The organism is Pseudomonas sp. DR208 (genome assembly GCF_019823005.1).
Lineage (GTDB): Bacteria > Pseudomonadota > Gammaproteobacteria > Pseudomonadales > Pseudomonadaceae > Aquipseudomonas > Aquipseudomonas extremorientalis.
The window spans coordinates 2071275-2085086 of sequence record NZ_CP081944.1 but is presented as its reverse complement, the minus strand read 5'-3'; the positions used below and the strand labels follow the sequence as shown (position 1 = coordinate 2085086).

Sequence of the window (13812 nt, the reverse complement as noted above, 5' to 3'; positions counted from 1 at the left end):
GTCGCCCTTTTTTATGGTTTGACAGAACTTAGTTCTGTTTTTCCATTTGTGCACGCAACAGGTCGCCCAGAGTGGTAGGACCAGCAGCGATGCTATCCGAAGGCTTGTCTTTCAAGCTCTGGATGGCTTCTTTCTCTTCAGCATCGTCTTTCGACTTGATGGAGAGCTGGATTACACGGCTCTTGCGGTCAACGCTGATGATCTTGGCTTCTACTTCCTGGCCTTCTTTCAGAACGTTACGCGCGTCTTCAACGCGGTCACGGCTGATTTCGGAGGCTTTCAGAGTCGCTTCGATATCGTCGGCCAGAGTGATGATGGCGCCTTTAGCGTCAACTTCCTTCACGATGCCTTTAACGATTGCGCCTTTGTCGTTGTCCTGAACGTATTCAGAGAACGGGTCGCTTTCCAGTTGCTTGATACCCAGGGAGATACGCTCGCGCTCTGGGTCAACCGACAGGATAACGGTGTCCAGCTCGTCGCCCTTCTTGAAACGACGAACAGCTTCTTCGCCCACTTCGTTCCAGGAGATGTCGGACAGGTGAACCAGGCCGTCGATGCCGCCGTCCAGACCAATGAAGATACCGAAATCGGTGATCGACTTGATGGTGCCGGAGATTTTATCGCCCTTGTTGAACTGGCCAGAGAAATCTTCCCATGGGTTAGATTTGCACTGCTTGATGCCCAGGGAGATACGACGACGCTCTTCGTCGATGTCCAGAACCATAACTTCCACTTCGTCGCCGACTTGTACGACTTTCGAAGGGTGGATGTTCTTGTTGGTCCAGTCCATTTCGGAAACGTGTACCAGGCCTTCCACACCTTCTTCCAGCTCAGCGAAGCAGCCGTAGTCGGTCAGGTTGGTAACACGCGCGGTTACGCGAGTGCCTTCTGGGTAACGGGCTTTGATAGCAACCCATGGATCTTCGCCCAGTTGCTTCAGGCCCAGGGAAACACGGTTGCGCTCGCGATCGTATTTCAGAACCTTGACATCGATCTCGTCGCCAACGTTGACGATTTCGGAAGGATGCTTGATACGCTTCCAAGCCATGTCGGTAATGTGCAGCAGGCCATCCACGCCACCCAGGTCGACGAATGCGCCGTAGTCGGTGAGGTTTTTGACGATACCTTTGACTTGTTGGCCTTCCTGCAGGGATTCCAGCAGAGCTTCACGCTCGGCGGAGTTCTCTGCTTCCAGGACGCTGCGACGGGAAACGACAACGTTGTTGCGCTTCTGGTCGAGCTTGATGACCTTGAATTCGAGTTCTTTGCCTTCCAGGTGCGTGGTGTCGCGCACTGGACGAACGTCGACCAAAGAACCTGGCAGGAACGCACGGATGCCGTTAACGTCGACAGTGAAGCCGCCTTTAACCTTACCGTTGATAACGCCCTTGACCACTTCTTCAGCTGCGAAGGCTGCTTCGAGAACAATCCAGCATTCAGCGCGCTTGGCTTTTTCACGGGACAGCTTGGTTTCACCGAAACCGTCTTCAACCGAGTCCAGAGCAACGTGAACTTCGTCACCGACATTGATTGTCAGATCACCAGCATCGTTGTAGAACTGTTCCAGCGGGATCAGAGCTTCAGACTTCAGACCAGCGTGAACGGTTACCCAGCGAGCTTGGTAATCGATATCAACGATAACACCGGTGATGATGGAGCCTGCCTGAAGGTTCAGGGTTTTTAGGCTTTCTTCAAAGAGTTCCGCAAAGCTTTCGCTCATTTTAATTCCTGTTGATAAGGGCGAAGAATACGCCCATCTCCACACCCCAGACGGTGTGGGTCAGTTTCAATTAAAAGAAGCACCACAGGACTATGACTGGTCCCCTGCGGCCTTCTTGGTCACCCGGCGATATCGCGAATGGCGATCTCACTCAAGATGCGTTCCAGCACCTGCTCGATGGACAGCTCCGTGGAATCCAGCTGTATGGCATCAGCCGCCGGCTTGAGCGGGGCTACTGCGCGCTGGGTATCACGCTCATCGCGTGCACGGATCTCATCTAGCAGACTCGACAGACTAACACCATCGACTTTGCCCTTCAACTGCAAGTAGCGGCGGCGAGCCCGCTCCTCGGCGCTGGCGGTCAGGAAAATCTTCAATGGCGCCTCGGGAAACACCACGGTTCCCATATCGCGGCCATCGGCCACCAGGCCCGGCGGCTCCTGGAAAGCCCGCTGGCGCTGCAACAATGCGTCCCGCACCGCTGGCAGCGCGGCAACCTGGGAGGCCCAGGAGCCAACTTGCTCATTGCGCAGGTCATCGGTCACATCGTCCCCTTCAAGGATGATGCGCTGGGGATGCCCTTCCGTCGCGCCGACGAACTGTACATCGAGGTGCGCCGCCAGCAGCTTCAGGGATTCTTCGTTGGTCAGGTCGACGCCATGGTTGCGTGCGGCGAATGCCAGCAGACGGTACAGTGCGCCGGAATCCAGCAGGCACCAGCCCAGGCGCTTGGCCAGGATGCCGGCGATCGTGCCTTTGCCCGAGCCGCTTGGCCCGTCGATGGTAATCACCGGTGCTTTGATATTCACAATTGAGCCTCTTGGGCAACACGGATGCCGACTTGGGCACACAGTGTAAGAAAGTTCGGAAAAGACGTAGCAACATTGGCGCAGTCACGGATACGAATCGGCGCCGCCGCCCGCAGGGAAGCCACGCTGAATGCCATGGCAATCCGGTGATCGCCATGGGCATGTACGTCACCGCCACCCATCGGGCCACCGTCAATGATAATCCCATCAGGGGTCGGTTCACACGTCACGCCCAGTGCCAGCAGACCATCGGCCATGACCTGAATACGGTCGGACTCCTTCACGCGCAGCTCTTCAGCGCCGCGCAACACGGTCCGCCCTTCGGCACAGGCCGCCGCAACGAACAGCACCGGGAACTCGTCGATCGCCAAAGGCACCAACGCCTCGGGAATTTCAATACCTTTCAACGCCGCGGCACGTACACGCAGGTCAGCCACCGGCTCGCCACCCACCTCACGCGGATTTTCCAAGGTAATGTCCGCCCCCATCAGCCGCAGAATGTCGATCACGCCGGTGCGGGTCGGGTTGACACCCACGTGCTCCAGCAACAACTCGGAGCCTTCGGCAATCGAAGCCGCCACCAGGAAAAACGCCGAAGAGGAAATATCCCCCGGCACTTCAATATGTGTTGCAGCCAACGCATGGCCAGACTCAACCGACGCCTTGCCCCCTACCACATCAACCGGATATCCAAAACCGCGCAACATGCGCTCGGTATGATCACGGGTCGGCGCAGGCTCGGTCACCGAGGTCTTGCCCTCGGCGTAAAGCCCGGCCAGCAACAGGCAGGATTTAACCTGCGCACTGGCCATCGGCATCGAATAATCGAAACCTTTGAGCACCTGACCACCCCGGATAGTCAGGGGCGGACGCCCTTCCGGGCCGGTCTCGATCACCGCGCCCATTTCCCGCAACGGCTTGGCCACGCGATTCATCGGACGCTTGGACAGGGAAGCGTCGCCCGTCAGCACGCTGTCGAAGCTCTGCGCAGCCAGCAAACCGGACAGCAGGCGCATGGAGGTGCCCGAGTTGCCGAGGTAAATCGGCCCCGGTGCGGGCTTCAAACCATGCAGCCCCACGCCGTGGATGGTCACGCGCCCATGGTGCGGCCCTTCAATCACCACGCCCATGTCGCGAAACGCCTGCAGAGTCGCCAGGGCGTCCTCGCCTTCGAGGAAACCTTCGACTTCCGTCACACCCTCAGCCAACGAACCGAGCATGATCGACCGATGAGAAATCGACTTGTCGCCCGGCACCCGAATGCTTCCGCTCAAGCGGCCGCCCGGGTTGGCGAGGAAGGTCAGGTCATCAGCGTTCACAGCGGTTTCCATATACGCCCGGCGCGCCAGGATCTTGCTGAAATGCTCACGCGCCACCCGCGCACGGGTGAACACACCCAATAATTGATGGCCATCCCCGGCGTCGACCGCATCGCGCAAGGCGTCGAGGTCGCTGCGGAAGGTGTCCAGGGTGCGCAACACCGCTTCGCGATTGGCGAGGAAGATGTCGTGCCACATCACCGGGTCGCTGCCGGCAATCCGCGTGAAGTCGCGGAAGCCACCGGCGGCGTAACGGAAAATCTCGAGGTTCTCGTTGCGCTTGGCCAAAGAATCCACCAGGCCAAACGCCAGCAAATGCGGCAGATGGCTGGTCGCGGCCAGCACTTCGTCGTGACGCTCGACCTGCATATGCTCGACATCCGCACCCAACTCGCGCCACAGGCGATCGACCACCGCCAGCGCCGCCGGATCGGTTTGCGCAAGCGGCGTCAGGATCACTTTGTGTCGACGGAACAGCTGCGCATTCGACGCCTCCACCCCGCTTTGCTCCGAACCGGCAATAGGATGACCCGGCACGAAGCGCGTCGGCATGCCACCAAACGCCTGCTGCGCCGCGCGCACCACATTACCTTTGGCACTGCCGACGTCCGTCAGGATCGCCTGGCCCAGGTCCATGCCCGCCAACACGGCGAGCAATTTCTCCATGGCCAGGATCGGCACGGCCAGCTGGATCACATCCGCGCCCCGGCAGGCGAGCGCCAGGTCCGCTTCACAGCGATCCACCACGCCCAACTCGACCGCCAACTGGCGCGATTGCGGGTCCAGGTCCACACCGACCACTTCGCCACACAGCCCGCTTTCACGCAGGCCTTTGGCGAAGGAGCCGCCGATCAACCCCAGGCCGACCACCACCAGGCGACCGATCATAGGCACAGCAGGTTGCAATGCAGTGACATCAACCACGAGCCAGAACCTTGGCCAGCGCCTCCAGGAAGCGACTGTTTTCAGCCGGCAGACCGATGGTGATGCGCAGGTGGTTCGGCATGCCGTAGTTGGCCACCGGACGCACGATCACACCTTCACGCAACAAGCCCTGGAATACCGGAGCGGCCACCTGACCGAGGTCGACGCAGATGAAATTACCCTTGGACGGAACCCAGCCCAGGCCCAGCTCGCGGAAGCCTTCCTGCAACTGCAGCATGCCGCTTTCGTTGATACGACGACTTTGCTCGAGGTACTCGGTATCCTTCACCGCCGCACAGGCCGCTGCCAGAGCCAGGCTGTTGACGTTGAACGGCTGGCGCACGCGGTTCAGCACATCGGCAACCACCGCAGTGGACAGGGCGTAGCCCACGCGCAGCGATGCCAGGCCGTAAGCCTTGGAGAAGGTGCGCGACACCAGCAGGTTCGGGTACGCGGCCAGGAAATCGAGGCCGTTCGGCAGGTCGCTGCCTTCGGCGTACTCGATGTAGGCCTCGTCCAGCACCACCAGCACGTGCTCGGGCACGTCTTGCAGGAAGTCGTTCAGCGCCTGGGCGTCGAACCAGGTGCCGGTCGGGTTGTTCGGGTTGGCGATGAACACCACGCGGGTCCGGGCATCGATGGCTGCCAGCATGGCCGGCAGGTCATGGCCCCAATCCTTCGCCGGAATGATGCGCGCATCGGCACCGACGGCCTGGGTCACGATCGGATAGACCGCGAAGGCGTGCTCACTGAACACCGCGTTCAAGCCCGGCGCCAGGTAGGCACGGCCGACCAGCTCGAGAATGTCGTTGGAACCGTTGCCCAGGGTCACCTGGTTCAGCTCGACGCGGCATTTTTCCGCCAGCAGCGACTTGAGCGCGAAGCCGTTGCCGTCCGGATACCGGGTCAGCTCAGCCAGCTCTTCACGGATCGCCGCCAGGACTTTGGGGCTAGGGCCCAGCGGGTTCTCGTTGCTCGCCAGCTTGACGATTTCCGAAGGATCCAGGTTCAACTCACGCGCCAGCTCGTCCACAGGCTTGCCCGGAACGTAAGGCGACAGTTGTTGCACGCCCGGCTGCGCCAGGGCGAGGAAGTTGCCACTCATGTTAAAGCCTCACAAAACCGCTTTCGGGTAAGAGCCCAGCACCTTGAGTGCCACGGCTTCCTGACTGATTTTCTCGAGCACGCCCTTGACCAGTGGGTCGCGGTGATGGCCGATGAAGTCGATAAAGAACACATAAGTCCATTTACCGCTGCGCGAAGGACGAGTCTCGATGCGCGTCAGGTCAATCCCGTTGTCGTGGAACGGCACCAGCAGCTCATGCAGTGCGCCGGGCTTGTTGCTCATGGACACGATGATGGAGGTCTTGTCGTCACCGGTCGGCGGTACTTCCTGGCTGCCGATCATCAGGAAGCGCGTGGAGTTGTCCGGGCGGTCCTCGATTTTCTCGGCCAGGCGCGTCAGGCCGTACAGGCCTGCCGCCATATCGCCAGCGATGGCTGCCGAATTCCACTCACCCTTGACCCGCTTGGCGGCTTCGGCGTTGCTGGAGACCGCCACGCGCTCGACATTCGGGTAATGCGCATCCAGCCACTTGCGGCACTGGGCCAGCGACTGGGCGTGGGAGTAGATGCGACTGATGCTGTCGGTCTTGGTGTTCTCACCCACCTGCAGGTGGTGGTGGATGCGCAGCTCGACTTCGCCACAGATCACCATGTCGTGCTCGAGGAAGCTGTCCAGCGTGTGGTTGACCGCGCCTTCGGTGGAGTTTTCCACCGGCACCACGCCAAAGTTCACCGCACCGGCCGCCACTTCACGGAACACTTCGTCGATCGCCGCCATTGGCTTGCTGATCACCGCGTGGCCGAAGTGCTTCATGGCCGCCGCCTGGGTGAAGGTGCCTTCCGGGCCGAGGTAGGCCACTTTCAGCGGCTGCTCCAGCGCCAGGCACGAGGACATGATTTCACGGAACAACCGCGCCATCTCTTCGTTGCCCAGCGGGCCCTTGTTGCGCTCCATCACACGCTTGAGCACCTGGGCTTCACGCTCGGGCCGGTAGAACACCGGCACTTCGCCTTCGGCCAGGGACGCCATCTTCACCCTGGCCACTTCCTGGGCGCACCGCGCGCGCTCACTGATCAGCTCCAGGACTTTCTCGTCCAGGCTGTCGATGCGTACACGCAGGGCCTTGAGTTCTTGCTCAGACATTAGCCGTGTTCCTTTTCGAACTCTGCCATGTAGGCAACCAGCGCGTTGATCGCGTGGATGTCGACGGCGTTGTAGATGGAGGCGCGCATGCCACCCACCGAGCGGTGCCCCTTGAGGTTCAGCAGGCCACGCGCGTCGGCACCGGCCAGGAACGGCTTGTCCAGGCGGTCGTCAGCCAGGCGGAACGGCACGTTCATCCACGAGCGGTCGGTCAGGTTGATCGGGTTGCTGTACAGGCCGCTGGCGTCGATGAAGTCGTACAAGACGCGCTTCTTCTCTTCGTTCAGCTTGCCCATCGCAGCGACACCGCCCTGCTCTTTCAGCCACTCGAAGACCAGGCCGGACAGGTACCAGGCGAACGCCGGCGGGGTGTTGTACATCGAGCCGTTATCCGCCGCGACCTTATAGTTGAGCATGGTCGGGCACAGCGAACGGGCACGGCCCAGCAGGTCTTCGCGGATGATGTTGACCAGGATGCCGCTCGGGCCGATGTTCTTCTGCGCGCCAGCATAGATCATGCCGTACTTCGACACATCGATCGGGCGCGAGAGGATGTCCGAGGACATGTCGCACACCAGCGGCACGTCGCCCACTTCCGGCACCCAATCGAACTCCAGGCCGCCAATGGTTTCGTTGGCCACGTAGTGCACGTAGGCAGCGTCCTTCGACAACTTCCACTCGTTCTGACCCGGAATGGCGAAATAGTCGTAAGGCTTGGCGGTGCCCGCCACATTGACGTGACCGTAACGGGAAGCCTCTTCAATGGCCTTCTGGCCCCAGATACCAGTGTCGATATAGTCGGCAGTGCCGTCTTCCGGCAGCAGGTTCAGCGGGATCTGGGCGAATTGCTGGCTGGCGCCGCCCTGCAGGAACAGCACTTTGTAGTTGGAAGGGATGTCCAGCAAGTCGCGCAGATCCTGCTCGGCCTTGGTGGCGATGGACACGAACTCATCGCTGCGATGGCTCATTTCCATCACGGAGAGGCCTTTTCCATGCCAGTCGAGGAGTTCACCCTGCGCACGCTGCAGGACTGCTTCAGGAAGCGCCGCGGGACCGGCACAGAAGTTATAGGCTCTCTTGCTCACATCCAATCTCACTCTGATCTGGTGGGGCTGCAATCATGTTCGGCAACGCTCTGCTTCCGGAGCGGACCGTTGTGGAAGCTGGCTTGCCTGCGATACAGGCGCCTCGGTACGTCAGTGATACCGTGGTGATGCCATCGCAGGCAAGCCAGCTCCCACATGTTTCAAAGGGGACAAACAACAAGGGGGCGAATCTTCATCCGCCCCCTGTGTGTCCGCTTATTCCTGCGGTTCTTCTTCGTCTGCGGCAGCGTCGAGGGTTGGCTCGTCGACGTTGTCATCGCCTGCTGCGATCACCTCGCCTTCAAACTCCTCGCCTTCCAGCTCTTCGCCTTCGACTTCCGATGGCTCCTGGACACGCTCCAGGCCGACCAGTTTTTCGTCCTTGGCCAGCTTGATCAGGGTCACGCCCTGGGTGTTACGGCCCAGGCTCGACACTTCAGCCACACGGGTACGTACCAGGGTGCCCTGGTCGGAGATCAGCATGATTTCCTCGCCGTCGAGCACCTGCACCGCACCGACCAGACGGCCGTTGCGGTCGTTGCTGACCATGGCGATCACGCCCTGGCCGCCACGCTTGTACTCCGGGAACTCGCTGATGGCGGTGCGCTTGCCATAACCACGCTCGGAAGCGGTGAGGATCTGGCTGCCTTCTTCCGGGATCAGCATCGAAATCAGCTTCTGCCCTTCCGGCAGGCGCATGCCGCGCACACCGCGGGCGGTACGGCCCATGGCACGAACGTCGGATTCCTTGAAGCGCGTTACTTTACCGCCGTCGGAGAACAGCATGACTTCACGCTCGCCGTCGGTGATGGCAGCGGAGATCAGCACGTCGCCTTCGTCCAGCTCCAGGGCGATCAGGCCCACGCTGCGCTGGCGGCTGAAGGATTCCAGCGGGGTCTTCTTCACGGTGCCTTTGGCGGTGGCCATGAAGATGAAGTGACCTTCGGTGTATTCCTCGACCGGCAGCATGGTGGTGATGTATTCATCACTGTCCAGCGGCAGCAGGTTGACCAGTGGGCGACCACGGGCGGCACGGGACGCTTCCGGGATTTCGTAGGTCTTGAGCCAGTACACCTTGCCCTTGCTGGAGAACAGCAGCAGCGTGGTGTGGCTGTTGGCAACCAGCAGGTGAGCGATGTAGTCCTCATCCTTCACGCCGGTAGCCGATTTACCTTTACCACCACGACGCTGAGCCTGGTACGCAGCCAGCGGCTGGGTCTTGGCGTAGCCACCGTGGGAGATGGTCACCACGCGCTCCTCTTCCGGGATCATGTCACCCAGGGTCAGGTCGAGGCGTGCATCGAGAATCTCGGTGCGACGCACATCGCCATATTCGGCGCGGATCACTTCCAGTTCTTCGCGGATCACTTCCATCAGGCGCACGGCGCTGCTGAGGATGCGGATCAACTCGCCGATCTGGTTGAGGATCTCCTGGTACTCGGCCAGCAGCTTCTCGTGCTCCAGGCCAGTCAGGCGGTGCAGGCGCAGTTCCAGGATGGCCTGGGCCTGTTCCGGCGACAGGAAGTACTTGCCTTCACGCAGACCGTATTGCGGGTCCAGGGTCTCCGGACGGCACGAGTCGGCGCCGGCACGTTCAACCATCGCCACCACGGCGCTGGATTCCCAAGGGGTGCTGATCAACGCTTCCTTGGCTTCCGACGGGGTTGGCGAGGCCTTGATCAGAGCGATCACCGGGTCGATGTTCGACAGCGCAACTGCCTGGCCTTCCAGGATGTGGCCGCGCTCGCGGGCCTTGCGCAGTTCGAACACGGTACGGCGGGTGACCACTTCGCGACGGTGACGCACGAAGGCTTCCAGCAGGTCCTTGAGGTTCAGGATGCGCGGGCGGCCATCGATCAGTGCAACCACGTTGATACCGAACACGCTTTGCAGCTGGGTCTGGGCGTAGAGGTTGTTGAGGATCACCTCAGGCACTTCGCCACGACGCAGCTCGATCACCACGCGCATACCGTCTTTGTCGGACTCGTCGCGCAGCTCGGTGATGCCTTCGAGCTTCTTCTCTTTGACCAGCTCGGCGATCTTCTCGATCAGACGTGCCTTGTTCAGCTGGTAAGGCAGCTCGGTGATGACGATCTGCTGGCGGCCACCGACCTTGTCGATGTCTTCGATGATCGAGCGGGCACGCATGTAAATGCGGCCGCGACCGGTGCGATAGGCTTCGATGATGCCGGCGCGACCGTTGATGATCGCGGCGGTCGGGAAGTCCGGGCCGGGGATGTATTGCATCAGCTCATCGACGGTCAGCTCGGGGTTGTCGATGAGGGCCAGGCAACCGTCGATGACTTCACCGAGGTTGTGCGGCGGGATGTTGGTCGCCATGCCCACGGCGATACCGCTGGAACCGTTGACCAGCAGGTTGGGGATCTTGGTCGGCATGACGGCCGGGATCATTTCGGTGCCGTCGTAGTTCGGCACCCAGTCCACGGTTTCTTTATGCAGGTCGGCCAGCAGCTCGTGCGCCAGCTTGGTCATGCGCACTTCGGTGTATCGCATGGCCGCGGCGTTGTCGCCGTCGACCGAACCGAAGTTGCCCTGGCCGTCTACCAGCAGGTAGCGCAGGGAAAACGGCTGGGCCATCCGAACGATGGTGTCGTACACCGCAGTGTCGCCGTGAGGGTGATACTTACCGATCACGTCACCGACAACACGGGCAGATTTCTTGTACGGCTTGTTCCAGTCGTTACCCAGCTCGCTCATCGCGAACAGCACACGCCGGTGCACGGGCTTCAAGCCATCGCGCGCATCAGGCAGTGCCCGACCGACAATTACGCTCATCGCGTAGTCGAGGTAGGACTGTTTCAGCTCGTCTTCGATATTGACCGGGAGGATTTCTTTGGCCAGTTCGCCCATGAGAAGTCTGATTCCTTTTTCGGGTGAAACCTCGTCACATCCATATGGGACGAACGAAGCTCGCCGCTGCCGGCAGAGTGCCTGACAACGACTTACGACAAATCAACGAGTTATGACACGGATCTGCACGTTATAGGCCACCCCTCGGGGCAGCCCTGGAAACCGCCGGATGTTATCACAATCGCCGCCACGCACCTATCCCCCTGATGCGCATGGAGCATAGTAAGTTGACGGATGACAGGCTTGAGGGCGACGAGAGGGGCTCAGAGCTGGAACCAAGCCCGATTTCGGGGGCAAATTGGCTTAATGCAAGCGCTTACGACACATCAACCTGGCCAGCTTGGCGGTATCCGGCCGTTCGACCACGCCTTTTTCGGTCACGATCACATCGATCAGGTCGGCCGGGGTCACGTCGAACACCGGATTGAAGGCCGCCACATCTGCCGCGAAGCGCTGGCCGGCGACTTCCAGCAACTCACCGGCATCGCGCTCTTCCAGGGCAACGTCATCGCCAGTGGCCATCATCAGGTCCAGGGTGGAACTCGGCGCCACCACCATGAAACGCACGCCGTGGTGCATCGCACACACAGCCAACTGGTAAGTGCCGATCTTGCTGATCACATCGCCGTTGGCGGCAATGCAGTCGGCGCCGACAATCACCCAGGTCACGCCTTTGGTCTTGAGGATATGCGCACCGGCCGAGTCGGCATTCACCGTCACCGGAATGCCCTCGCCCGCCAGCTCCCAGGCGGTCAGCCGCGAGCCTTGCAGCCAGGGCCGGGTTTCATTGGCGTAGACCTGCTCGACCATGCCTTCGAGGTAGGCCGCGCGAATCACCCCGAGCGCCGTACCGACACCGCCGGTCGCCAGGGCGCCAGCGTTGCCGTGGGTGAGGATGGCCTGAGCGTTGCCCTGGTGCTTGCGGATCAGCTCGACGCCCAGCTGGGCCATGGTCAGGTTGGCTTCGCGGTCACTTTCATGGATGGCGATGGCTTCCGCTTCCAGCACCGCCACAGGGTCGGCGTGCTTTTTGACGCGGTCGAGCCGGTCACGCATGCGCTTCAAGGCCCAGAACAGGTTCGACGCGGTGGGGCGGGCATCGGCTAACAATGCGTAGTCTTCTTCCCACGCTGCCTGCCAGTCACCGCCCTCGGCGATCCGCTCGCGGGCGGCCAGCACCAGGCCATATGCGGCGCTGATGCCGATGGCCGGCGCACCGCGCACTACCATCGAGCGAATGGCTGCAGCCACTGCATCGACCGTCACGCAGGCCACCCAGCTTTCGCGGGACGGCAAGGCACGCTGATCGAGCAGGTACAGTGCGCCATCACGCCATTCGATGGCCTTCACTTTCTCCGCTGCCAACAGTCGATCGCGCATCCCTTACTCCGCACTCATAAACAAAGCCGCCGATTATAGCGATCCGCCAGCCAGGACGCTCGGGTATACTTCGCCCTTCTTTTATAGCTGCCTGGGAAGAAGCCCGCGATGACTGCCACTGCCGCCCCGCTCGACTTACTGTTGCTGCCGACCTGGCTGGTACCTGTCGAACCCGCCGGCGTGGTGCTCAAGGAGCACGGCCTGGGCATCCGCGATGGGCGCATTGCGTTTATCGGGCCTCGCCAGGCGGCGTTGAAGCTGACCGCCAAGGAGACCCGCGAACTGCCGGGCATGTTGCTCAGCCCCGGCCTGGTCAACGCCCACGGGCACGCGGCGATGAGCCTGTTTCGCGGCCTGGCCGATGACCTGCCGCTGATGACCTGGCTGGAAAAACACATCTGGCCCGCCGAAGCCAAGTGGGTCGATGAAGCGTTCGTGCGTGACGGCACCGACCTGGCCATCGCCGAACAGCTCAAGGGCGGCATCACCTGCTTCTCCGACATGTACTTCTACCCCAAGGTCGCCAGCGACTGCGTGCACAACAGCGGCATGCGCGCACAGATTGCGATTCCGATCCTCGACTTTCCGATCCCCGGTGCCGGCAGTGCCGACGAGGCGATTCGCCAGGGTGTCGAGCTGTTCGGCGACCTCAAGCACCACCCGCGCATCAAGATCACCTTCGGCCCCCACGCGCCCTACACCGTGTGCGATGACAACCTGGAAAAAATCCGGGTGATCGCCGAAGAGCTGGACGCCGCGATCCATATGCATGTTCACGAAACCGCCTTCGAAGTGCAGCAAGCGGTCGAGCAGACCGGCGAGCGCCCGCTGGCGCGCCTGGGGCGCCTGGGGCTGCTGGGCCCGCGCTTCCAGGCCGTTCATATGACCCAAATCAGCGAGGACGACCTGGCTTTGCTGGTAGAAAGCAACACCAGCGTCATCCATTGCCCGGAATCCAATCTGAAACTGGCCAGCGGCTTTTGCCCGGTGGAGCGTCTGTGGCAGGCTGGCGTGAATGTGGCCATCGGCACCGATGGCGCCGCCAGCAACAATGACCTTGACCTGTTGGGCGAAACGCGTACGGCGGCGATGCTGGCAAAGGCCGTCGCCGGTTCGGCCACCGCACTCGATGCCCATCGCGCCCTGCGCATGGCCACCCTCAATGGCGCGCGAGCCATGGGCCTGGAAAGCGAGATAGGCTCGCTGGAAGTCGGCAAGGCGGCGGATATCGTTGCTTTCGATCTGTCGGGGCTGGCGCAACAACCGATCTATGATCCGGTCTCACAGCTTATATATGCCACCGGACGCGATTGCGTGAAACACCTTTGGGTCGCTGGCAAGCAATTGCTCGACGACCGGCAATTGACCCGCATGGATGAACAACAGTTGACCGCCACGGCCATCGCCTGGGGCCAACGCATCAGCGGGCACAGCGAATAACGACGGCCTTGAACCCTGGCGTTCAAGACCGACAAACCGATTTATCAGATTCAGA

The 13812-nt window shown here is 61.3% G+C and carries 9 protein-coding genes; 1 reads left to right on the top strand and 8 read right to left on the bottom strand.

Annotated features, from left to right (window positions below; all coding sequences use genetic code 11):
- Positions 1-28 precede the first annotated feature (28 nt).
- The 8 genes from rpsA to mtnA form a co-directional block, all read right to left on the bottom strand.
- Complete coding sequence (gene rpsA / locus K5K89_RS09330; RefSeq protein ID WP_071489067.1) at positions 29-1720, bottom strand: 30S ribosomal protein S1; 1692 nt, start codon at positions 1718-1720, stop codon at positions 29-31.
- A gap of 119 nt (positions 1721-1839) precedes the next feature.
- Positions 1840-2529: a (d)CMP kinase gene (gene cmk, locus K5K89_RS09325; protein WP_003172653.1), complete on the bottom strand. Its 690-nt coding sequence runs from the start codon at positions 2527-2529 to the stop codon at positions 1840-1842.
- Positions 2526-4736, bottom strand: coding sequence for a bifunctional prephenate dehydrogenase/3-phosphoshikimate 1-carboxyvinyltransferase (locus tag K5K89_RS09320; RefSeq protein WP_071489066.1), 2211 nt, complete (start codon positions 4734-4736; stop codon positions 2526-2528). Before K5K89_RS09320 ends, cmk begins: the two co-directional genes overlap by 4 nt.
- Positions 4737-4764: 28 nt before the next feature.
- Complete coding sequence (gene hisC / locus K5K89_RS09315) at positions 4765-5877, bottom strand: histidinol-phosphate transaminase (protein ID WP_222541276.1); 1113 nt, start codon at positions 5875-5877, stop codon at positions 4765-4767.
- Positions 5878-5886: 9 nt separating this feature from the next.
- Positions 5887-6981 carry a prephenate dehydratase gene (pheA, locus tag K5K89_RS09310; RefSeq protein WP_222541275.1) on the bottom strand — a complete coding sequence of 365 codons (1095 nt, stop codon included), beginning with the start codon at positions 6979-6981 and terminating at the stop codon, positions 5887-5889.
- The gene (gene serC, locus K5K89_RS09305; protein WP_093527396.1) at positions 6981-8066 is read right to left on the bottom strand and encodes a 3-phosphoserine/phosphohydroxythreonine transaminase; all 1086 of its coding nucleotides are present in this window, start codon (positions 8064-8066) and stop codon (positions 6981-6983) included. Before serC ends, pheA begins: the two co-directional genes overlap by 1 nt.
- Positions 8067-8282: 216 nt before the next feature.
- Entirely contained in the window at positions 8283-10937 is a 2655-nt protein-coding gene (gene gyrA / locus K5K89_RS09300) for a DNA gyrase subunit A (protein ID WP_010211963.1), read from the bottom strand.
- Between the two features lie 303 nt (positions 10938-11240).
- Complete coding sequence (gene mtnA / locus K5K89_RS09295) at positions 11241-12317, bottom strand: S-methyl-5-thioribose-1-phosphate isomerase (protein ID WP_071489063.1); 1077 nt, start codon at positions 12315-12317, stop codon at positions 11241-11243.
- 108 nt (positions 12318-12425) lie between these two features.
- Here mtnA and K5K89_RS09290 point away from each other — a divergent pair, with 108 nt between their 5' ends.
- Complete coding sequence (locus K5K89_RS09290; RefSeq protein WP_093126483.1) at positions 12426-13757, top strand: TRZ/ATZ family hydrolase; 1332 nt, start codon at positions 12426-12428, stop codon at positions 13755-13757.
- Positions 13758-13812: the final 55 nt, after the last annotated feature.

What these genes read in the sequence shown, in the direction of transcription:
- rpsA (WP_071489067.1), bottom strand. Translation starts at nt 1,720, where the DNA reads ATGAGCGAAAGCTTTGCGGAACTCTTTGAAGAAAGCCTAAAAACCCTG.
- gyrA (WP_010211963.1), bottom strand. Translation starts at nt 10,937, where the DNA reads ATGGGCGAACTGGCCAAAGAAATCCTCCCGGTCAATATCGAAGACGAG.
- mtnA (WP_071489063.1), bottom strand. Translation starts at nt 12,317, where the DNA reads ATGCGCGATCGACTGTTGGCAGCGGAGAAAGTGAAGGCCATCGAATGG.
- hisC (WP_222541276.1), bottom strand. Translation starts at nt 5,877, where the DNA reads ATGAGTGGCAACTTCCTCGCCCTGGCGCAGCCGGGCGTGCAACAACTG.
- K5K89_RS09320 (WP_071489066.1), bottom strand. Translation starts at nt 4,736, where the DNA reads ATGATCGGTCGCCTGGTGGTGGTCGGCCTGGGGTTGATCGGCGGCTCC.
- pheA (WP_222541275.1), bottom strand. Translation starts at nt 6,981, where the DNA reads ATGTCTGAGCAAGAACTCAAGGCCCTGCGTGTACGCATCGACAGCCTG.
- K5K89_RS09290 (WP_093126483.1), top strand. Translation starts at nt 12,426, where the DNA reads ATGACTGCCACTGCCGCCCCGCTCGACTTACTGTTGCTGCCGACCTGG.